18 protein-coding genes are annotated in these 21,504 nt (G+C 66.6%); 4 read left to right on the forward strand and 14 right to left on the reverse strand.

Annotated elements, in window-relative coordinates:
- Positions 1-210: 210 nt before the first annotated feature.
- The 7 genes from KBY95_RS07875 to KBY95_RS07905 all read right to left on the reverse strand — a co-directional run bounded on the left by KBY95_RS07875 (position 211) and on the right by KBY95_RS07905 (position 9,858).
- Positions 211-3,303 carry a type I restriction endonuclease subunit R gene (locus KBY95_RS07875; RefSeq protein ID WP_254964411.1) on the reverse strand — a complete coding sequence of 1,031 codons (3,093 nt, stop codon included), beginning with the start codon at positions 3,301-3,303 and terminating at the stop codon, positions 211-213.
- A gap of 2 nt (positions 3,304-3,305) precedes the next feature.
- Positions 3,306-4,043 carry an abortive infection family protein gene (locus KBY95_RS07880; protein ID WP_254964412.1) on the reverse strand — a complete coding sequence of 246 codons (738 nt, stop codon included), beginning with the start codon at positions 4,041-4,043 and terminating at the stop codon, positions 3,306-3,308.
- Positions 4,036-5,334, reverse strand: coding sequence for a restriction endonuclease subunit S (locus KBY95_RS07885; RefSeq protein ID WP_254964413.1), 1,299 nt, complete (start codon positions 5,332-5,334; stop codon positions 4,036-4,038). Before KBY95_RS07885 ends, KBY95_RS07880 begins: the two co-directional genes overlap by 8 nt.
- A complete protein-coding gene (locus KBY95_RS07890) occupies positions 5,327-7,009 on the reverse strand; it encodes a class I SAM-dependent DNA methyltransferase (protein WP_254964414.1) in 1,683 nt (560 codons plus the stop codon). Before KBY95_RS07890 ends, KBY95_RS07885 begins: the two co-directional genes overlap by 8 nt.
- 251 nt (positions 7,010-7,260) lie before the next feature.
- A complete protein-coding gene (locus KBY95_RS07895; protein ID WP_254964415.1) occupies positions 7,261-7,878 on the reverse strand; it encodes a hypothetical protein in 618 nt (205 codons plus the stop codon).
- A gap of 103 nt (positions 7,879-7,981) precedes the next feature.
- A complete protein-coding gene (locus tag KBY95_RS07900) occupies positions 7,982-8,698 on the reverse strand; it encodes a hypothetical protein (RefSeq protein ID WP_254964416.1) in 717 nt (238 codons plus the stop codon).
- 188 nt (positions 8,699-8,886) lie between these two features.
- Positions 8,887-9,858: an integron integrase gene (locus KBY95_RS07905; RefSeq protein WP_254964417.1), complete on the reverse strand. Its 972-nt coding sequence runs from the start codon at positions 9,856-9,858 to the stop codon at positions 8,887-8,889.
- An 88-nt stretch (positions 9,859-9,946) separates the two neighbouring features.
- Between KBY95_RS07905 and KBY95_RS07910 the strand changes: the two genes are divergently transcribed.
- The 4 genes from KBY95_RS07910 to KBY95_RS07925 are packed head-to-tail and all read left to right on the forward strand — an operon-like array spanning position 9,947 to position 12,257.
- Positions 9,947-10,201: a type II toxin-antitoxin system Phd/YefM family antitoxin gene (locus tag KBY95_RS07910; protein WP_254964418.1), complete on the forward strand. Its 255-nt coding sequence runs from the start codon at positions 9,947-9,949 to the stop codon at positions 10,199-10,201.
- Positions 10,185-10,586: a type II toxin-antitoxin system VapC family toxin gene (locus tag KBY95_RS07915; protein WP_254964419.1), complete on the forward strand. Its 402-nt coding sequence runs from the start codon at positions 10,185-10,187 to the stop codon at positions 10,584-10,586. Before KBY95_RS07910 ends, KBY95_RS07915 begins: the two co-directional genes overlap by 17 nt.
- Positions 10,583-11,467: a GNAT family N-acetyltransferase gene (locus KBY95_RS07920; RefSeq protein WP_254964420.1), complete on the forward strand. Its 885-nt coding sequence runs from the start codon at positions 10,583-10,585 to the stop codon at positions 11,465-11,467. Before KBY95_RS07915 ends, KBY95_RS07920 begins: the two co-directional genes overlap by 4 nt.
- 37 nt (positions 11,468-11,504) lie before the next feature.
- Positions 11,505-12,257 (forward strand): phytochelatin synthase family protein, encoded by a 753-nt coding sequence (locus KBY95_RS07925; RefSeq protein ID WP_254964421.1) that lies wholly within the window; start codon positions 11,505-11,507, stop codon positions 12,255-12,257.
- Here the strand turns inward: KBY95_RS07925 and KBY95_RS07930 are convergent.
- The 7 genes from KBY95_RS07930 to KBY95_RS07960 form a co-directional block, all read right to left on the reverse strand.
- Positions 12,190-13,296, reverse strand: coding sequence for a glycosyltransferase family 4 protein (locus KBY95_RS07930; protein ID WP_254964422.1), 1,107 nt, complete (start codon positions 13,294-13,296; stop codon positions 12,190-12,192). The two genes, KBY95_RS07925 and KBY95_RS07930, sit on opposite strands and share 68 nt — an antisense overlap.
- Positions 13,297-13,316: 20 nt before the next feature.
- Positions 13,317-14,852 (reverse strand): amidophosphoribosyltransferase, encoded by a 1,536-nt coding sequence (purF, locus tag KBY95_RS07935; protein ID WP_396094929.1) that lies wholly within the window; start codon positions 14,850-14,852, stop codon positions 13,317-13,319.
- Positions 14,852-17,227 (reverse strand): phosphoribosylformylglycinamidine synthase subunit PurL, encoded by a 2,376-nt coding sequence (purL, locus tag KBY95_RS07940; protein ID WP_254964424.1) that lies wholly within the window; start codon positions 17,225-17,227, stop codon positions 14,852-14,854. Before purL ends, purF begins: the two co-directional genes overlap by 1 nt.
- Before the next feature lie 28 nt (positions 17,228-17,255).
- Complete coding sequence (locus KBY95_RS07945; protein WP_254964425.1) at positions 17,256-18,128, reverse strand: RNA methyltransferase; 873 nt, start codon at positions 18,126-18,128, stop codon at positions 17,256-17,258.
- Positions 18,129-18,132: 4 nt separating this feature from the next.
- Complete coding sequence (gene dnaN / locus KBY95_RS07950; RefSeq protein ID WP_254964426.1) at positions 18,133-19,305, reverse strand: DNA polymerase III subunit beta; 1,173 nt, start codon at positions 19,303-19,305, stop codon at positions 18,133-18,135.
- Positions 19,306-19,692: 387 nt separating this feature from the next.
- Complete coding sequence (gene thrC / locus KBY95_RS07955) at positions 19,693-20,751, reverse strand: threonine synthase (RefSeq protein WP_254964539.1); 1,059 nt, start codon at positions 20,749-20,751, stop codon at positions 19,693-19,695.
- Positions 20,752-20,845: 94 nt separating this feature from the next.
- Complete coding sequence (locus tag KBY95_RS07960; RefSeq protein WP_254964427.1) at positions 20,846-21,472, reverse strand: alpha/beta hydrolase; 627 nt, start codon at positions 21,470-21,472, stop codon at positions 20,846-20,848.
- Positions 21,473-21,504 lie beyond the last annotated feature (32 nt).

Consider the following 21,504-nt stretch of genomic DNA (forward strand, 5'->3'; position numbering starts at 1 on the left):
GGCTGCGCGATCACGCAGCCCCCTAAACCAATTGGCATAGGCAGTCGTCTCCCGAACCTCCACCATTGGAGCATTGTATCCCAAGAGATACGAAAGCGCAACCCGCTCTTTTCGTCTGTCTAACGCTTCCGATCACCTGCCCGCCAGGCACTCTGCGAATGAAGATATGCCATAGGCGGCGGGTCAGGTGCATCGGATTGTTCGGCCTCCTTATGCATCTCCGGCAGAGACTGATGATTCACTGCCCACAGTCGAAAGCTCTGCCTGACGCAATACTAGAGCTGTTGCATCTTCAGCAAGATCTGGTGGATAGCCATACTTTGCTAGCAAACGCCGCACACTTCTCCGCAAGCCCGCTCTTACTGACTCGCGCTGCGTCCAGTCAAGCTTGGGCATTTTCTTAACCATCTCGGCAAGTTCACGCGCCATCAATCGGAGAGTGTCACTCTTCATTGCGGTTCTAGCTGACTCACTTTCGGCCAAGGCGTCGTAGAATGCAACTTCCTCACTGCTTAGGCCCAGTTCCTTCCCTTGGTTACGGACTTCTCGAAGGGTCTTTGCAAGATCGATCAATCTTGTGATCATCTCGGCAGTTGTAATCGCCTTGTTTGTGTAGCGAAGCATAGCGTCTTCAAGCGCCACGCGAAACTTCCTGCTCTGCACGAGGTTCGTGCGCTCCGTGATGCGTATCTGGTCGTTAAGCAGTTTGCGCAGCGTCTCCAGCGCCAGGTTCTTCTGCTCCAGTGCGGCCACACGCCCAAGGAATTCGTCGCTCAGGATGTCGAGGCGGGCTTCAGCCAGGCCCGCAACAGCGAACAAATCGATCACCTCGTCGGCTTCGACCGCGCCGCCGATCACCTGGCGTACAGCGGCGTCGATGTCACGCTGGCGGGCGTGGACTACGCCACCGCCTGAATCATCGGCCAGCCGCTTAAGGATCATCGCCACCACACGCTGGAAGAAGGCAAGATGCGGCGTAATCGCTTCGGCCTCGGGGCGAGGCACCGCAAGTGCGAAGGCCGCCGACAGTTCCTTGACCAGCGTGCGCAGGCGTTTCCAGCCGTCGTTCTGGCCGAACACATGATCGATCGCGCGCAGATACACCGGCAGTACATCCTGCGGTGAGGCATCAAGCGCCGGCTCGTAGGCGCAGCCGTGGAAGAAGCTGAGTAGCTTCTCGAAAGCAGCTTGCATCGCAGGGACGGCCTCGTCCTGCACGTTGCGGACAGCCTCGCCCGTTCCTCCGGCCTGGGTGTACGTCGCCAGGGCGTCGGCCAACTGGTCGGCCAACCCCAGTAAGTCCACGATCAATCCGCCGGGCTTGTCGCCGTAAACACGGTTCACGCGCGCGATGGCTTGCATAAGGTTGTGCCCGGCCAGTGGCTTGTCCAGGTACATGGTGTGCGCGGGCGGGCAGTCGAAGCCTGTCAGCCACATGTCACAAACAATCACCAGCCGCAGGTCGTCGTCCGCAGCCTTGAACCGTTCTGCAAGGCGCTTGCGCGCCGCCTTGGTGCGAACATGCTGGCGCAGCGGCTCTGGATCTTCGCTCGTGCCGGTGACGACGACCTTCATCGCCCCGCGCTCGTCGTCGGCGTCGTGCCAGTCCGGGCGCAGCGCTCGAATCGTCTCGTAGAGCCGAGCAGCGATGTCGCGGCTCATGGTGACGACCATCGCCTTGCCTTCCATCGCGGCTCGGCGCTTCTCCCAATGCTCGACGATGAATGCCGCAAGGCGTTCAATGCGCTCTTGGGCGCCAACCAGCAACTCCAACGGCACGCGGATCCGGTCCGGCGCCGGCTCCCCGCTACGGTCGGCGTTAACGACGCACTCGACCTCTTCCTCGGCGACACGCGCGCCCGCCTCGTCCAATCTAAGCTTGATGATGCGCGACTCGTAGTAGAGCGGCCGCGTGGCTCCGTCTTCCACCGCCTGGCGGATGTCGTAGACATCGGCGTACTCGCCGAATACGTGGATCGTGTTCTTGTCATCGCGCTCCAGCGGCGTGCCGGTGAACCCGACGAAAGTGGCGTTGGGCAGCCCCTCGCGCATCCAGCGAGCGCCGCCTTCGACGAAGCCGTACTGGCTCCGGTGTGCCTCGTCGGCCATCACCACCACATTCGAACGCTCCGAGATCACGCCGTGCGCCTCGGCGAACTTCTGGATCGTGGTGAACAACACGCCGCCCGCCGCGCGGTCGAGCAGCGCCTTCAACTGCTCGCGGCTCTCGGCCTGGACCGGAGACTGCCGCAGCAGCGCTCGCCCGGCGGCGAAGGTGTCGAAAAGCTGGTCCTCCAGGTCGTTGCGGTCGGTAATCATGACGACCGTCGGGTTGGTCAGGCGTGGCTCTCGGATCAACGCACCCGCCAGCATCAGCATGGTGAGCGACTTGCCCGAGCCCTGCGTGTGCCAGATCACGCCGCCGCGTCCGTCGCCCTCACCCGAAGGCGGCTTGAGGCGCGCCAGCACGCTGACCCGCGCCTTGCGCATTGCGCGGAACTGGTGATAACCCGCGATCTTCTTGGCGATCTCGCCGCGTTCGTTCTCCTCGAAGGTGACGCAGTTTCGCAGATAGTCCACCAGCGCCCGCGGCTCGAACAGTCCGCGGATCAGCGCCTCCAGCGTCGGCGCGCCGCCGCCGTCGTCGGCCAGCGGCCGCCAGGGCATGAAGCGGCTGCGCCCGCTGGTGATCGAGCCGACGCGGGTCAGCATCCCGTCCGAGACCGCAAGCACAATGTTCGGCAAAAACAGGTCGGGCGCGGCTTGCGCGTATCGGTCGAGCTGGTCAATGGCGACGCCAAGGTCGGCCTGGGTGTCGGTCGGGTCCTTCAACTCGATGACCGCGACCGGCAGACCGTTCAGGTACAGGGTCAGGTCCGGGCGAATGATCTTGCCCGACGCTCCGGCGACACTGAGCTGGCGCACGGCCAGCAGTTCGTTCGCGGCCGGATTGTCAAAGTCCACGAGCCGCGCCCGCCCGCCGCGTGTCTCGCCGGACTTCGGGTCGCGGTATTCGATCTCGACGCCATCGCTGAGCAGGCCGTGGAACCAGCGGTTGTTCTGGATCAGCGTCGGGTGCGGGGGGCGCGAAAGGATGCGCACGACCTCCTCTATGGACTCGTGCGGCAGATCGGGATTGAGACGATGCAGTGCCGCGCCGAGGCGGCCCTTCAGTAGGACTTCCGTCGCACTGCCGCGCTCGCCGGCGTCGTCGATCTCGACACCGCGCTTGATCGCAGCGCCGACGGCCCCGAAGTAGACGGCGGCGACATCTTCGACGAGCTGTTCGGTGGGTGAGGGCATCGTCATTCGGCCTCCTGCCCGTCATCACCGGGCTCAGCAGCGGTGGCGCCGATGCCGGCTCCACTGCCTTCGGAGAGGTACTCGTTCAGCGCGGCCTTGTACGCCTCTCGATCGCCGTGGAACAGCACCCGACTCGGCAACAGTTCAAGTTCACCTAGCCGTATCAATTCATTGTCACGGTCAAAAGCCTCATTGAAGTCGGTGTGGTCCTCGTAGTACACGCGCGCGCCGGGCGTCTGCATCAGCGCATCGCGGTGGATGCGGTAGAGAAACGACACGATGGTGTCCGCTGCCTGGGCCGCAAGCGTGGCCTGTCGAAGATCAAGCCGGGCGGAGAAGCCGTCGCGGCCATGGGAGGCCATGCCGTAACCGTTCCGGAGTTCACACAGTCCTTGGATGGTCTGGAGCAGCCCGCGGATCGTCTTCTCTACCGATTCGCGCGCCTTGGTCGGGTCGGGATGGTTGCGCGGCAGCAGCGCCAGGCGGTTGGTGGTCTCCCTAAGGAGCTTCGGCGCGTCCCAGTTTGTGTCCGCCTGCTGACCGATGTCTGCGAGCACCGTCTTGCACACCGACTCGACCAGCGTCTTGGAGAGGTCGAAGGCGAAGTCGGGCACGCTTTCCAGCGCGTTCTCTATGGCGTGGATCTGCTGTTCGATTGTCTCGGAGATGGGGCCATCGAGCACCGCCGCGCGGGCGCCGACCATCTGAAAGCGCGCAGGGGCTGTGGAGGGTTCAACCATGGCGCACCTCCACACGCAACTGGCCACTCAAGAGCTTAGGAAGCAAATAGTCGCGCATTTCGGCAAGCCTGCGAGATTCAAGTTGCGCCATCGCGCGAATCTCGAACAAAGGCGCGATCACCTGATTGCTTCGTTCTAGAAACATAGGCGGCGGCACCGCCACAAGCGCTTGGCTCAGATGGCCCCGCTTGATGTGGCCCATGGTTGTTGCCTTGCTCGCGGCGATGAGGCGAAATTCTGGCAGATGATGCTGGACCCACTCGAATACCAGCCATTGTGGGTACTCGTCCGAAGTTACCTTGAACAAGTGCTGATTCAATGCTCCAGGACCGCCAAACCAAAAAGCCGCTTCAAGCGTTCCGGACCAAGAGAACAGCAGGTCGCCGTCCCGTATCTTGTAAATCTCGCTGATGGAATCGTTGGAAGTGTCGGCTCCTTCCGTTGAACCCTTGCGAAGCTGGGCGATCTTGATGACCGGGAGATCGGTGCCGTCCTCGCGTGGAGGGTACTTCTGGAGTGCCAGTCCGTTGAGAAACTCTGCGACGCTATCGAGAGGCTTTATCTCCCACCCCAGCGGAACAGGGCCTATGGCGGAATCTACGAAGCGGGTTGGAAGGGCGTCGAAGACAGGCTGGGGCATTCCGGGAAAGGCAGAGCTGCCTTCGGCCTTGGCCTTGACCGGCTCGAAGTCCACGTACCACGCCCGGAAGATCGCCCGCCCCAGCCGCTCCAGCGCCCGCGCGGTCTGCCGGTTCTGTTCGATCTTGTCATCCAGCGCGCCAAGGACTCCGGCGATGGCGCGTTGTTCATCAATCGGAGGTAGCGTAGTTTCAAACTCGCAAATACGACCGGGGGATGTGTGGCGCACCGACGATCCTGACGCGGTGGCCAGAATGTGGTGTCTATAGTCGTCCGCACGTAGCCGATAGAATAGAAAGCGCTTATCCGCCTCGGCATCGTGTTTGATCTCGATGAGCCCTACTCGCTGATTGTGCAGGTAGCGTCTACCGACAGATTCGGGGATCAGAGCAGGATAGCCAAGAGTATCGCCAGCCTTGCTGAGATCGGTCATCGTCACAACCAGATCGCCAGCCTGAAGGACGTAGTCATCAGGCACCGGTCCCGCGTAATACTTCAATTTGGTGTCTTGGAAGCCACCACCGATGGCAAAGTTGCCTGGTGTGACGAGTACGTCTGGGGTCGTCTCGTCAGTGAAATACTCACCCTTGAATGCGAAGCCATGCTTCACATGGATGTAACTGCCAAGCGTGGGGCGACAAGCATCATTCATCTGCTTGGACCCTTGTGAGCTGCTCTCGAACCACCGCTGTAAACCGTTCGCTCTCCCCAAAGCACTCCTCCAACTCCGCCAGCAGGCGCGGGTACTTCTCCGCGAACGGCTCGCCATCGTCCTCCTGCTCCTCGGCGCCCACGTAGCGGCCGGGTGTGAGCACGAAGCCGCGCTTGTCTATGCCCGCGATCGTCTCGGCCTTGCAGAAGCCGGGGATGTCACGGTACTTCCACGCGCCGTGCTGGGCCTCGTTCCACCAGGCGGGCGCAGGCTCACCGCGCCACTGGCGGAAGGCGTAAACGATGCGGCCGAGGTCGGAATCGAAGTTTGGGTCGCCCATGCCGTCGGCCAGCATGCTCTCGCCGTCGTCGCCTCCGGTGAGGACGCGCAGCGTCCGGGTCTTCAGGGTGCCGAGCTTGTGGGCGTTGATGAAGAGGGTCTCGCCATTCCGCTCGCGTCCGCCGTGCTTGAGGTTCCTTCCACTCTTGTCGCGTGTAAGGAACCAGAGGCAGGCGGGGATGCCGGTGGTGAGGAAGAGCTGGGCCGGCAGCGCGACGATGCAATCCACCAGGTCGGCCTTGACGATGCGTTCGCGGATCTCGCCCTCGCCGCCGGAGCCGGTGGAGAGCGAGCCGTTGGCCATGACGAAGCCTGCCACCCCTCCGCCGCGGCCATTGGGCGGCGCGAGGTGGTGGATAAAATGCTGGATCCAGGCGTAGTTGGCGTTGCCGACAGGCGGCGTGCCGTATCGCCAGCGCCCGTCGTCGCCTAATAGCTTGCCGGACCAGTCAGAGATGTTGAACGGCGGATTAGCGAGGATGTAGTCGGCCTTGAGGTCGGGGTGGAGGTTGCGCAGGAAGCTGTCGGCGGGCTGGCTGCCGAGATTGGCTTCAATGCCGCGGATGGCGAGGTTCATGTGTGCCAGCCGCCAGGTGGTGGGGTTCGACTCCTGGCCGAAGATCGAGATGTCGGTCTTCTGACCGCCGTGCGCTTCCACGAAGCGTTCCGACTGCACGAACATGCCCGCCGAGCCGCAGCAGGGGTCGTAGACGCGACCTTCGTAGGGTTCGAGCATCTCGACCAGTAGCCGGACGATGCAGCGTGGCGTGAAGAACTCGCCACCGAGCTTGCCCTCGGCCTGGGCGAACTTACCGAGGAAGTATTCGTATACGCGGCCAAGGGTGTCGCGGGCCTTGGCGCGGTCGCCCTTGAAGCCGACGTCCGCGATCAGTTCGATCAGCCCCTTCATCTTCTCCGGAGCAATGCCGCGGCGGGCGTAGTCCCGCGGCAGCTTTCCCTTGAGGCCCGGGTTGTCTCGCTCTACTGCGAGGATGGCGTCGTCGATCAGCGTTGAGATGTCTGCGCGCGCGGCCTGGTTCTGAAGGTTCTGCCAGCGTGCCTCTGGGGGCACCCAGAAGACCCGTTCGGCGGTGTATTCGTCGCGGCTCTCCAGAAGGCTTTCTAGTTGCTGCCCTGTGATGCCATCAGCTTCCAACTCAGCTTGCAGCTCATCTCTGCGAGCTGCGAAAGAATCTGAAATGTACTTAAGAAATAGCAGACCTAAGACAACATGCTTGTATTCGGCTGCGTCGATTTGACCTCGAAGAGTATCAGCAGCCTTCCAGAGGGCTTCTTGATTGGCGAGGTCTGTGGGTTTGGATTCAGACGATGCCATAGAGGGGCTTAGCTTGACAGGGATTCTAGGCCGAGCAAGCCGAGGCAGCCAGAGGCAACGGAGCAGCCTTCGATGCGCATGGGCGACTGACCAGGAGTCTCGCCGGAGTGATACCGACAGAGCTACTAACATGAAAAACGCAATGGGTTCTTAAGGCTGTTGACGGGCAGGCCGAACGCTCAAGATCAGCGGCGGGCTTGAAGCTGGATCGCAAGTTGGTAACTCTTGCTCCCGTCCGCTGAATCTTGATGTTAGGCGGTCCTCGCTGAAGTGGATCCGTTTGGGCCGGCTGCTCGTGCCACAGCTCCGGGGAGGTCCTCAAATGAAACCGCTGTTGGGCAAAGCCTCTGAAGCGTGCCTAGAGAGATCATCTTTTGGTTACTACACGATTCGTTAAGTACGGGCGTTCCGAGCACATAGAACTCCCACTGATTCACATTGAGCGGATCGATCGATTCCTGTGCGATGTGGGCATGAACTGCGAAGACGTAGACGTCAGCTGGCCTGGCTGCTTCTGTAGCCGAAATGTTCGTTGAGGCATCCCAGCTGAGCTTGGGAGCAATGTCGAAGCCAACGCTCGAGAGCCTCGCTTGGGCCCAGGACTGAATAAAGCCTGAAGCCTTGACCTCAACTTTAATGCCGGAATCGGTGACCAAATCGTAGGCATCCCACTCAGTTTGAACGCCGCTATCGGCACCCAGCGCATGCGCTACCAGAAACTCAGCAAGGATGCCACGCTGCGAGTTGCTGATGAGATCCGAGCCTGACCATTGCCAGAACTGGTGCAGGGAGACACCTAGAGGTGCGCCATTCGCGTGCAGAGGCTCTAACCCACTCTTGCGCTCAGTTTCGATTCGTCCGAGGTTCATCTTGAGACTACTCCCATCTGCCTAACGCTCGCCATCACCAGGCCGCAGTGATACTGGACTATAGATAGTAACCATCCGGCGGCGGCTCTGGTGCATGGCGGTGTTAGGCGATTGCGCTCTTGGTGCACCTAACTGATGATATCAAATTGCCAATCTCATTGCCGAAAAGTGCAATGTAGCTGTCGCTTAGGCCTCGCGAACTGCTGGGGTGCGGCAGGGACACTATGCTGCACCTCTGAAAGCTTTGGAAGCCAATCCTGAATCTGCGGCCAGAAAACTCCTTCTGTACTTTTCGTAGCGGATTGGTCTCCGCGCCTACAATCGCGGAAAATCGAGCCAAGATCGACGACTTCTGAAGAACGTCAATCATTACAGACCCCATGAAGAGGATTACGGCTGGATCCAGCTCCGACACGAGGAATAGGAAGTTATCAACCTGCGCAGGATCAGAAAGCTTGGAGTTAAAGCTCCCCTCAATGTGGTGTCCATTGGTATTACACCAGTTGGTCTGCACAATGCATTTTTCAAAGGGGCCGCCCAGGCCCTCACGATCTAGCGGATGCCCCCATAGCTCGAACCACCGGTGTATGCGATTGTCATAGCGCCATGCCAATGCGCGACTTCCATGTGCCGGTGTTTTATTTGAGAAGGTGGTCTCTGCATCTGGATCAAAAAATGGCGCAGGGTTCCCTTCTGCAAAAAGACGCTGATCATCTAAGCTGAACCCCCACTCGTAGCCACAGATTAGAATCCCGCGCTTGTCGTTAAGCCCTAGAAAGAGACTGTTTGCGAGGTTTAGTTCTTTGGTCACCGTAGCCATCTCCTGATTCGCCTAACTCTTTATTGGGCGGTTCCGTGAACCACAGAACTTCCTGCGCCCCTTTCCGTGAACCACAGCTGACGCCAGCGAAACATCGGACGAAAATCCTTTCCTGCACAGCGATCTTAATTGGATGGCCAAGTCTTTTGGCAGTGGTTCACGGGTCCGATAACCACATGTAGCCATGACTACATCAAGTCTGCTGGACTGCAGACAGCCAGCGGCCCTCGGTTCAGCACATGGGTGTAGATCATGGTGGTGCTCACATCCTGATGGCCCAGCAGTTCCTGGATCGTGCGGATGTCTTGCCCCCGTTCCAACAGGTGGGTCGCGAAGGAGTGGCGGAAGGTATGGCAGCTGGCCGCTTTCGTCAGCCCCGCCTCAGCCACAGCCAGCTTCACAGCCTTCTGCACCACGCTCGGATCGAGGTGGTGGCGGCCCTGGGTTCCTGAGGCCCGGTCTCGCCAGCGGTTTTGTTGGGGAAACACCCATTGCCAGGCCCACTCCCGATCCGCCTTCGGGTATTTCCTCGCCAGGGCGTAGGGCATCACCACCCGGCCCCAGCCCGCCGCCAGATCACCCTGATGCAGCTGGCGCACCCTCCGCAGATGCTCCTGCAGCTCGGGCACCAGGCTCTGCGGCAGCAGCGTCAGCCGGTCCTTGCCGCCCTTGCCGTCGCGCACCGTGAGCTCCCGTCGCTGAACATCGAGATCCTTCACGCGCAGGCGCAGCGCCTCCATCAACCGGAGGCCACTGCCGTAGAGCAGCCCCACCACCAGTGCCGCCTCTCCCTCCAGTTGTTGGCGCACCGCCCGCACCTCCGCTTCGCTGAGCACCACCGGCAGCCGGCGCCGTGTTCGCGCCCGCACCACCCCCTCCAGCTCCAGATCCCGCTCCAGCAGCTCCCGGTACAGAAACAGCAGCGCCGCCAGCGCCTGGTTCTGGGTGGAGGCGCTCACCTGCAGCTCCACCGCCAGGTGGCTCAGGAAGGCGTTCACCTCGGCGCTGCCCATCTCGCGCGGGTGGCGCCTGCCGTGAAACCGGAGGAATCGCCGCAGCCACTGCTCGTAGGTGTTCACGGTGCGGCGGGCGTAATGGCGCATCTGCAGCTCTTCGCGATAGCGCTGGATCAGGCCTGGGGCGCGGCTGGCGTCGGCCATGGGCTCGAGAGTTTGGGGGCCTCTTGAGAGTTCCCCAGCCGGGCCCACTCCCCCTAATCTGTACAGACCCCATGTACAGACGCCCTCCATGGCGCGCGTCTCGGTGACCCACCTGCGCCAGAACCTGCCGGCCTGGCTCAAGCGCGTGCAGGCCGGGGAAGCGATTCAGGTCACCTCCCACGGGCGGGTGATTGCCCGCATCGAGCCGGAACACGACCCGGCCGAGGAGGCCCGCCGCTGGCTGGAAGGGCTGGGCGGCAGCGTCACCCTGGGGGATGTCGTCGCCCCGATCGCCGATGGCGACGCCGATCTCGAAGGCACCGGTGATGCTGACCATCTGTGACACCCATGTGCTGCTGTTCTGGGCCCATGAGCCGGCCCGGCTGTCCCGCCGTGCCGCGGCGGCTCTGGAGCAGGGGCGCGCCCAAGGGCAGCTGGCCATCGCCGACATCAGCCTCTGGGAGCTGGCCCTGCTCCACGAGCGCGGACGCCTGAGCCTGCCGGACGACGTGCCCCCGGCCCTCTACCTGCGCCGCCTGCTCGAAGCCCTGCGGCTGGAGGTGCTGCCGATCACCGCCGAGATCGCCCTGCTCTCCCGGGGCCCCCAGTTCCGCCATGGCGACCCGGCCGATCGCCTCATCGCCGCCACGGCCCTGCAGGGCCGCCGGCCCCTGATCAGCGCCGACGAGAAGCTCCGCGCCATTCCGGAGCTGGAGACGATCTGGTGAGCTCCCCCCTCGCCATCCGTCCCCTGCAGAGCGCCGACATCCCCGCCATCACTGGCTGGGCCAGGCGGGAGGGCTTCGCGCCGGGGGTGGGCGATGTGGCCATCTACCGCCAGACCGATCGCCAGGGCCTCTGGGTGGGCTGGCTCGGTGACGAGCCGGTGGGGTGCATCGCCGGTGTCCGCTACAACGCCGCCTACGGCTTCATCGGCCTGTTCCTGGTGGTGCCCGCCCAGCGGGGCCGGGGCTACGGGGTGCAGCTGTGGCGCCACGCCCTCCAGCACCTGGCCGACGTTCCCTGCGTCGGCCTGGAGGCCGCCCCCGACCGGATCGACGACTACGCCGGCTGGGGCTTCGCGCCCGCCTCCCCCACCACCCGCTGGCAGCGGCTCGCCGCCACAGACAACCCCGCCCCGCCGCCCGCCGCGCCGGAGCCCCCCTGGTGCCTGCTGGAGGGCGGCGCCATCCCAGCCGCCGCCGTGCAGCGTTTCGATGCCGAGCGGGAACCCTCGCCCCGCCCCCACTTCCTGCGCCAGTGGCTGCGGCATCCGGCCGGCACCGTGCTGGCCCTGGTGGATCGCAGCGGCGCCTGCCACGGCTTCGGCCGGGTGCGGCCCTGCCTGCTTCCCGACGGCGACGGCTGGCGCGTCGGGCCCCTGGTGGCGGACAGCCCTGCCGCCGCCCGGACCCTGCTCGAAGGCCTGCTGCAGCGCCATCCCGGCACGGTGCTGATCGATGCCCCCGGCGCCAATGCCGCCGCCGCCCCGCTGCTGGCGTCGCTGGGGTTCACCCCGGCCTCCCGCACGTTGCGCATGTACCGGGGCGTACCGCCGGCCGTGTCGCTGGCGGACGTGTATGGGCTGGCCTGCCTGGAGCTGGGCTGACCCCCAGCCCAGCAATGGCTCCCCTACCTTCGATCCCATGCCATCGCGCTCGATCCTCCCGTTCCCCGGCCTGGTGCTGCTGTCGCTGGCCCTGGCGGCGCCGCTGCGTGCCGCGCCGATCCCCCTGATGGAGCCGGCGGGCATGGAGCTGCTGGTGGCCAGCAGAGAGCGGGCCGACTACGGCCCCCTGGCCGAACAGTTCCTCACCCAGGCCAACCTCGCCTACTGCGGTGTGGCCAGTGCCGCCATGGTGCTCAACAGCCTGGCCGTGCCCGCCCCCGCCGTGCCGGGCTACGGCCGTTACCGCTTCTGGACCCAGGAGAACGTCTTCGAGGTGCCGGCCGGCCGCACGGTGGTGAGCGCCGAGGTGGTGCGGCGCCAGGGCATGACCCTGGCCGAGCTGGCCGGCCTGCTGGAGGCCCACGGGGTGACAGCCGAAGCGATCCACGGCGACCAGCTCAGCCTCGAGCAGTTCCGCGCCCTGCTGCGCGCCAACCTCAGCCAGCCCGGCGACCGCCTGCTGGCCAACTACCTGCGCCCGGCCCTCGGCCAGGCCGGCGGCGGCCACATCGCGCCGCTGGCGGCCTTCCATGCCCCCTCCGACAGGGTGCTGATCCTCGATGTGGCCCGCTACCGCTACCCCTCGGTGTGGGTCCCGGTCGCCGACCTGTGGAAGGCGATCCGCACCGTCGACTCCACCTCGGGCCGCAGCCGCGGACTGGTCACGATCCGGCAGGCGCCTGGGGCGACACCGCCTCCAGAAACCGTTCCGCCACCCGGTCCCAGCTGAAGGGCGTTACGTGCTCGCGGCCGTAGGCGCGGCAGCGGGCCTGCAGTTCGGGATCGGTGAGCAACTTCAGCAGGGCCTCGGCCAGCGCCTGAGGATCCCGCGGCGGCACCAGCAGGCCGGCCCGGCCGTGGGGCACCACCTCCGGTATCGCCGTGGCCGTGGTGCTCACCACCGGCAGCCCACTGGCCATCGCCTCAAGAAACACGATCCCGAAGCCCTCCTGGATCGACGGCAGGCAGAACACCGCGCTACGCCGGTACCACTCCCGCACGGCCCCGTCGTCGGCCAGGGCCCCCAACAGCTGCACCATCGCCCCCAGCCCCAGCCGCTGCACCAGCTCCCGCAGCGCCCCGTGCTCCGGCCCGTCGCCGATCACCACCAGCCGGGCACTCGGCAGCCGGGCGTGCACGCTCTGGAAGGCCGTGATCAGATCCCCCACCCGCTTGCGCGGGTACTGCCGCGCCACGCAAAGCACCGTGTGGGGCTCGCGGGCCCCATCCAGGGCGGCCAGGGCAGCAGCGTCCGCACCCGCCGGGTTCCACAGCCCGGTGTCGATGCCCTCCGGCACCAGCCGCAGCCGCCCCGCCGGCACCCCGTAGTGCTCTTCGATGCGTGCGCAGCAGTAGCGGCTGGTGGAGAACACCAGCGGCGCCCGGCGGGCGTTGAGGCGCTCCAGCCGCGACAGACCCCAGAGCATCCGCCGCGGCCAGCCGCTCTCGCAGCGCGACTCCTCCGCCAGCACTCCCTTGATGCAGCACACGTAGGGCACCGGGCAGCGGTGCGCCACCCGAAAGCCGTCGATGTCGAAGCCCACCACCAGGTCGTAGCGGCCCGCGGCGGCCGCCAGGCGGCGGGGCAGGCTGAGGTTGAACCAGAGGCGGCGCAGCAGCAGATTTCCAGGCCAGGCCCCCTCGGGCACCAGGCGCTCCACCTGGTGGCCCCGGGCGACTAGAGCCCCGGCCAGGCCGCCGATGGCGGCCGCGGTGCCGCTGCCCTCGGCCACGTCCTGCAGCCAGGAATCGAGAAAGGCGATGCGCATGCTGGGGCCGGCCGCCGGGCCTACACCCGCGCCGCCAGGCCGGTGGGCTCGAGCATCAGCTTGCTGTTGCGCACCTCCTCATCCATCTCGATCGGGTAGTTGCCGTCGAAGCAGGCGGTGCAGAAATGGCTGGAGTTGGCCTGGGCCGCCTCCACCATGCCCTCCTTGCTCAGGTAGCTGAGTGAGTCGACGCCGAGGTGCCGCTCGATCTCCTCCAGCGTCAGCCGGGCGGCGATCAGGTGGTCCTGGGTGTCGGTGTCGATGCCGTAGAAGCAGGGGTGGGTGACAGGGGGCGAGCTGATCCGCATGTGCACCTCGGTGGCACCGGCATCCCGCAGGGCCGCCACCAGCTTGCGGCTGGTGGTGCCGCGCACGATCGAGTCGTCGATCACCACCACCCGCTTGCCGGAGAGCACATCCGGCAGGGGGTTGAGCTTCACCCGGATGCCCGCCTCCCGCATCGCCTGGGTGGGCTGGATGAAGGTGCGGCCCACGTAGCGGTTCTTGATCAGGCCATCGGCGAAGGGGATGCCGCTGGTGTGCGAATAGCCGATCGCCGCCGGGATGCCCGAATCGGGCACACCGATCACGATGTCGGCCGCCACGGGGTTCTCCCGGGCCAGCACCTCGCCGATCCGCACCCGGTAGCTGTACAGCGATTCGCCGAAGAAGCGGCTGTCGGGACGGGCGAAGTAGATCATCTCGAAGACGCACAACTTGCTGGGCTCCTCGCACCAGCGCTGCCGCTCGGGGATCGGATCGGCCTGGCGGAAGTGGATCAGCTCACCGGGCTGGACGTCATCCACAAAGCTGGCGCCGATGATGTCGAGGCCGCAGCTCTCGCTGCTGGCCACCCACTGGCCCTGCTCCGGTTCGCCCAGCATCCCGAACACCAGCGGCCTTATGCCGTGGCCGTCCCGCAGGGCGAACAGGCCGTCAGGGGTGCCGATCACCAGGCTGAAGGCGCCGCGGCAGCGGGCCGCCGCCGCCCGGATCGCCGCATTCCAGCCCAGGCCGGAATCCACCGCCTCCTGCAGCGCGAAGGCGATCAGCTCCGAGTCGGTGGTGGAGGTGAACTCGCCGGCCATGTGGTCGAGCGAGACCCGCAGCTCCGCCGCATTCACCAGGTTGCCGTTGTGGGCCAGGGCCAGCGGCCCCAGGCGCGTCATCAGCACCACCGGCTGGGCGTTGCAGACCTTGCTGCTGCCGGTGGTGGAATAGCGGTTGTGGCCCACGGCCAGCTGGCCCGGCATCCGCTCCAGCAAGCCCTGGTCGAACACCTGGCTCACCAGGCCCATGTCCTTGTGCAGCCGCACCTTCACATCGTCGAAGACGGCGATGCCAGCCGACTCCTGGCCCCGGTGCTGCAGGGCGTACAGCCCGAAGTAGGTGAGATTGGCCACCGCCTGACCCGGAGCCAGCACGGCGAACACGCCGCAGGCCTCCTCCGGCTTGTCGGGGCGGTCGCTCTCGGTGATTCCCGTGGGCTGCGCATCGCGTTGATCGGCGCAGGGCACGGGGTGTCTCACTCTGGGGGAAAGTTCATCTTCGCCCATTACCTGTCGGGTGGGGGCCCGGCTTTCCGCAACCGGTCAGGGATCGCCTGCTCGTAGGTGTCGCGCAGCTGCTCCACCGCCAGCTCCAGCAGCGGCTGGCCGCCCCGGGCCAGGCCCAGGCACCCATCCGCTGTCACGGTGCCGAGGCGCTGGGCCGGAACGGACGCACCAGCCTGATCAGCCTCAGCCAGGGCCGCGCGCCAGGCCGTCTCCTGCTCGGGCGCCACGCTCACCAGCAACCGCGCCCCGCCTTCGGCAAACAGCAGCCGATCGGGCCGCGCCGCACCGGCGGGCAGCTCCAAGCGGGCCCCCAGGCCGGAGGCGATGCAGGCCTCCGCCGCCGCCACCGCCAGACCACCATCGGAGAGGTCGTGGGCGGAGCACACCAGACCGGCGCCAATGGCCTGGCGCAGGAAACCCTGCACCCGCCCCTCCAGGGCCAGATCCACCAGGGGCGGGCGGCCCGTGAGCCGGCCGTGCACCACCTCCAGGTAGCTGCTGCCCCCCAGCCCCAGGCTCCCGTCGCCGATCTCCTGGAGCGGCACCCCCAGCAGCCAGATGGCATCACCGGCCTGGCGCCAGGCCAGCCCCGTCACGTGGGCCAGGTCGTGCACCAGCCCCACCATGCCCACCACCGGGGTGGGGTGGATCGGCTGCATGCGGCCATCCGGCAGGCGGGTCTCGTTGTACAGCGAGACGTTGCCGCCGGTGACCGGCGTGGCCAGGGCGCTGCAGGCCTCCGACAGGCCGCGGCAGGCCATCGCCAGCTGCCAGTAGCCGGTGGCGGTGTCGGGGGAAGGAAAATTGAGGTTGTCGGTGACGGCCAGGGGTTCTGCCCCGGTGCAGGAGAGGTTGCGGGCCGCCTCCGCCACCGCCGCCATGGCGCCCCGCTCCGGATCGAGCGCCACCCAGCGGTTGGGGCAGTCAACCGTCGCCGCCACGCCACGCGTTGCCGCCGCCATCGCCCCCGGCCCCTGCTGGGGCCGCAGCCGAACCACCGCCGCATCGGCACCGCCGGGCAGCACCACGGTGTTGGCCTGCACCTGGTGGTCGTACTGGCGGTACACCCAGCGCTTGCTGGCGATGGTGGGGTCATCCAGCAGCCGCAGCAGCGCGTCGCCCCAGCCCAGCGCTCCCTCAGCCAAGGAAAGTCCGCCGGCCGAGGCCGCCGGCAGCTCGGCTTCGCTCCAGGTCCAGTGGGCCTGAATCTCGGCCGGGGGTTCGGCCAGCAGCTCGTGGTGGTTGATGGGGGTGTCGTCCGCCAGGGCGCTGGCGGGCACCTCGGCCGCCACCGCGCCGTACTGCAGCACCCGCACCACGTTCTCCTGCAGCACCCGGCCCACCACCGCCGCCTGCAGGCCCCAGCGGCGGAAGCGCTCCATCAGGGGCTCCTCCCGCCCCGCCGCCACCACGAACAGCATCCGCTCCTGGGATTCGCTCAGCAGGAATTCGTAGGCGGTCATGCCGCTCTCCCGCGCCGGCACCCGATCGAGGTCGAGCTCGATGCCCAGCCCACCCTTGGCCGCCATCTCCGAGCAGCTGCAGGTGAGGCCGGCGGCGCCCATGTCCTGGGCCGCCACCACATCGCCGCTCTGGAAGGCCTCCAGGCAGGCCTCGATCAGCCCCTTCTCCAGGAAGGGATCGCCCACCTGGACGGCGGGCCGGTCGTCGAGGGAGGCCTCGGTGAGCTCGGCGCTGGCGAAGCTGGCGCCGCCCATGCCATCACGGCCGGTGGTGCTGCCCACGTAGACCACCGGATTGCCCACGCCCACCGCCCCGGAGCAGACGATGTCGTCGGTTTCCATCAGGCCCAGGGCCATGGCGTTCACCAGTGGGTTGCCGCCATAGCTGGGGTCAAAAGCCACCTCCCCCCCCACCGTCGGCACCCCCACGCAGTTGCCGTAATGGGCAATGCCGGCCACCACCCCCTCCATCAACCCCACGTTGCGTTCGTCTTCCAGCGGCCCGAAGCGCAGGGCGTTGAGCAGGGCGATCGGGCGCGCCCCCATGGTGAAGATGTCCCGCAGGATGCCCCCCACCCCGGTGGCCGCCCCCTGGAAGGGCTCCACGGCCGAGGGGTGGTTGTGGCTCTCGATCTTGAAAGCCAGCCGTTGCCCCTCACCCAGATCCACCACACCGGCGTTCTCGCCCGGCCCCACCAGGATGCGCGGGCCGGTGGTGGGGAACTGGCCCAGCAGGGGGCGGGAGTTGCGGTAGCAGCAGTGCTCCGACCACATCACCCCGAACATGCCCAGTTCGGCCCGGTTGGGGGGCCGCCCGAGGCGACGCACAATCTCGTCGTAATCGCCCTGGCTCAGGCCCTCCTTGCGCAGGGCCTCCGGCACCGAGAAGGACGGAGTCGAGGCAGAAACCACCGGAGGGCGCGGCAACGGCCCTCCAGTATCAGATCCAGGGGTCGTCGGCTTCGCGGGGCTCCCGGCCCCGGTAGCGATCGCGGCGGGGCGCCGGCTCCTCCAGTGGCGGCTGGCGGGGCGTTTGCCGGGTCGGTTCCGGTGGATCTTCCTGTTCCTCCTCCTCCGGCCAGTCCTCGAGCGGGTCGGGATCGTCCCGGTCGCTGGCGTAGCGCTCGTCGGGATAGAGATCATTCGGATAGCGATCGCGGGGGTCGCGCTCGGGCCAGGGGATCTCCTCACGCAAGGCCTCCGGCCAGGGGGGCTCCTCCAACCAGCCCTCGAGCCGCTCCTCGACCCGGCCGCCCACCTGCTGCACCTGTTCCTTCCAGCGCTGGGAGCGGCGCAGCAGCTTCTGGCGCACACTGGCCCGGGCCACCGGCAGATCATCCAGCCCCCGCAGGGCGGTGAACACCCGGCCGGGCTGCTGGTCGACGATCCGGTCGGGACTCAGGCGCCAGCGACTGGAGCCCGGCAACCGCGGATCGCTGCGGGACACCAGATAGTGCAGGATGCGGCCGCTGCGCAGCTCCACGGCAGCATCGGCCACCATCCCCAGGGGCACGCCATCGGCACCGGTGAGGGCGGCCTCGATCAGGGTCGGCAGCCGTTCGAGGCTGGCTGCATCCGTTTCCGCCGGCTCCCCCTTCACGAACACCTCCTGCTCCCCCAGCCCCCGCAGCTGGTCGAGCCGCCAGACCAGCCGCTTCTGGGCGAAGGCCGAGGGCCGGCTGGCCCAACCCAGCAGCCGATGCACCGGTGGATGCATCCAGGCCAGCACCCCCGCGCCGCGCTCAAGGCCCTGATCACAACGCACCTGCCGACGCAGCAGGTCGCTCAGCAGCAGCTGCTCGGGAAGACCCACGGGCTCAGCTGGTGCGGATCTGGACCGGCATCACCAGGTAGGTGAAGGCCTCGTCGGCCCCCACCGGCGCCAGCACGGCCGGGGTGGTGGCAGCATTGCACTGCAGCACCACCTGGTCGGAGGCCATGGCCTTGAGGCCATCCAGCAGGTAGCGGACGTTGAAGGCGATCTCGATCGCCTCCCCCTCGATCGTGGCCGCCAGCGATTCGGAGCCACTGCCAACGTCCTGGGCGTCGGCCCGGATCGTGGCCGTGCCGGCGGCGGGGTCGGCGCTGATCTTGACCACGTTGTTGTGCTGGTCGGCCAGCACGGCCACCCGCTCCAGGGCGGCGATGAAGGCGCGACGGTCGAGCACCAGGCGACGCTGGAACGCGGGCGGAATCAGCTGGCGGTAGTTGGGGTAGGTGCCATCGAGGCTGCGGCTGGTGAGCACCTGATCGGCGGAGAGCACCACCACCTGGCCCCGCTCGCAGAACAGGCTCAGGGGCTCCTGGGAGCCGCGGCCGGAGAGGATCCGCTCCAGCTCCCGCAACGACCGGGCCGGGACCGTGACGGCGAAATCCGCCCCCTCGGCGCCGGTGGCATCCGGATCGGGACTGGCGGCGGCTTCCACCGCATGGGAGAGGCGTTGCACGGCCAGACGGTGGCCATCGGTGGCGGCGCATTCCAGGCCTTCGCCATCCAGCCGCAGGTGCACGCCGGTCAGCAGCTGCTTGTTCTCATCCGGGCTGCTGGCGAACAGGGTGGCCCTCAGCCCCTTCACCAGGGCCTCGGCGTGGAAGCGGATCGGGGTGCCGCTCTGGGCCAGGGGCAGGTCGGGATAGTCATCGGCGGGCATGCCCCGCATGCGGTAGCTGCCCGAGAGGTTGGTGAGCTCCAGCTGCTCCTCGCCTTCCGGGCAGCTGAGGCTGATCGGGCTGTCGGTGGCGAGCTTGGCCACGATCTCGCCGAACATCTTCGCCGGCAGGGTGATGGCGCCGCTGGTCTCAACGGCGGCGGGCAGGCTTGTCTGGATGCCGAGGCTGAGATCAAACCCGGTGAGGCTGAGGCGGCCGGTGCCCGCATCGGCGGTGAGCAGCACGTTGGCCAGCACCGGGTGGGTGGGCCGCGTTGCCACTGCCCGGCTGACCAGCTGCAGGCTGGCGTTGAGTTCAGCCTGGGAGCAGACCAGCTTCATGGCGGGTGCCGGCGACGGCGGAACGGCGTTCTAGAGGCCCCACGGTTTCACAGGGCGCGGCAAAGCGCAACGGGTGGTCTCCCGACTGTTCAGAGGATCAATCAAGGATTGAAGAAAGCAAAAACAGCCCGTCGTCGTAGGGGCGGGGGAAAACGGGTAAACAGGTTGTCTTCCTCTGGTATCACTGGCTTTTTTCGGATTGATGACTGGGGAATGGGCCGAACAAGTGAGCCGTTTTGAGGGTTTTTCCCCCGAATCCCGGGCCTGGGGAATCTGCCGACCGCCCAGGGGGGTATCCCCGCCCCGGACTCTCCCGTCGGGACGGGGGGAAACTCCCAGGATTTCCCCAGACGGTTGGGCCACCGGCAGACGCCTAAAGGCGGCGGCTCAGAAGCCCATCACCTTGGCCACGGTCTCGGTTTCGGGGGCGATGCCCGTGTGGAAGGTGGCGTCGTTGTTCTCGATCGCCGTCGTCGGGTCCTTGAGGCCATTGCCCGTGAGCACGCACACCACCGTGGCGCCGGCGGGCACCTCCTCCCGTCGCTTCAGCAGGCCCGCCACCGAGGCGGCGCTGGCCGGTTCGCAGAAGATGCCTTCCCCCTGGCCCAGCAGCTTGTAGGCGTCGATGATCTCGGCATCGGTGACAGCCATGAAATCGCCGTTGCTCTCCTTCTGCACCTTGAGGGCGTTCTCCCTGTTCACCGGATTGCCGATTCGGATCGCCGTGGCGATGGTGTCCGGCTGCTCCACCGTGTGCCCCAGCACCATCGGCGCCGAACCGGCGGCCTGGAAGCCCATCATCCGCGGCAGGACCGTGCTGTGGCCCGCCTGGCGGTACTCCTTGAAGCCCATCCAGTAGGCGCTGATGTTGCCGGCGTTGCCCACCGGGATGCACAGCCAGTCGGGGGCCTCGCCGAGGGCATCGATCACCTCAAAGGCGGCCGTTTTCTGCCCCTGCAGGCGGTAGGGGTTGAGCGAGTTCACCAGGGTCACCGGGTAGCGGTCGGCCACATCCCGCACGATCGCCAGGGCCCGGTCGAAATTGCCCTGCACCGCCAGCACTTCGGCGCCGTAGAGCAGGGCCTGGGCCAGCTTCCCCTGGGCCACGTAGCCATCCGGAATCAACACGAAGGCCCGCATGCCGCCCCGGCTGGCATAGGCCGCCGCCGCCGCCGAGGTGTTGCCGGTGCTGGCGCAGATCACCGCCTCCGAGCCCGCCTCCTTGGCTTTGCTGATGGCCATCGTCATGCCCCGGTCCTTGAAGGAGCCGGTGGGGTTGAGGCCGTCGTACTTGAGGAACACCTTCACGCCCCGTCCCACCCGTTCGGCGATCACCGGCGCCGGAATCAGGGGGGTGGCCCCCTCCCGCAGGGTCACCACCGGCGTGGCGTCACTGACGGGCAGCCAGGAGCGGTAGGCCTCGATCAGCCCTGGCCAGTCCTGCATGGTGGGCTGCCGGCCCAGGCGTCGCAGGGCTCGTAGCAGGGGCACAGCGGACAGCGGCGAAGCTGACGTCAATGTAAGGCTCCGGTCTGGGGCGTCAGGGGGCGGGTGTGGGTGCCGCCGGGGTGGCGGGTGCCAGGGGGGCCGGCGCCGTGGGGGCCGGCTGGGGCTCGTTGCCCCGCAGACCGTCGAGGGGAGATTCCGAGAAGAAGCGCACCAGTTCGCTGATCGAGGAGGCCTTGGAGATCACAGCCATCAGGGCTGGAATGCTCACCTCCAGTTCCTGGGTCGGGTAGGCGCGCAGGAAGGTGATGGCCGACAGCGACCCCTTGCCCTCGTAGGTGCCCAGCACCATGGCGGCGCGCAGGGCGGGCACACCGGCAGCTGGGGCCCTCAGGGGGAACAGGATCCTCGCCAGGCGGGCCAGGATCGCCTCGCCGATGCGGGTGTTGAGCAGGCGGCTCATCAGAACGATCGGCAGCCGCACCGATTCATTCAGCAGCTTGCTGACGTCCTTGGGGTCCTGGCGGCCCAGGCGCAGTACGTCCGCCAGCAGGCCCCGGGCCTCGCCGGTGGTGGCCAGATGCTCCAGATCCGCGACCGGGATTGAGCGGCGGAAGGCACCGCTGGTGAACACCAGGTTCTGGGCTGCGAACGCCGCCGGCGTCGACCAGCACAGCCCCAGACCCAGGACAGCGGCCACGAGCCTTCGCCGCTTGTTCACACGTGTCTCCCTTGTATTGCGCTGACTCTACG

It is taken from the genome of Cyanobium sp. Aljojuca 7A6 (assembly GCF_024346455.1).
In the GTDB taxonomy this organism is placed as follows: domain Bacteria; phylum Cyanobacteriota; class Cyanobacteriia; order PCC-6307; family Cyanobiaceae; genus Cyanobium.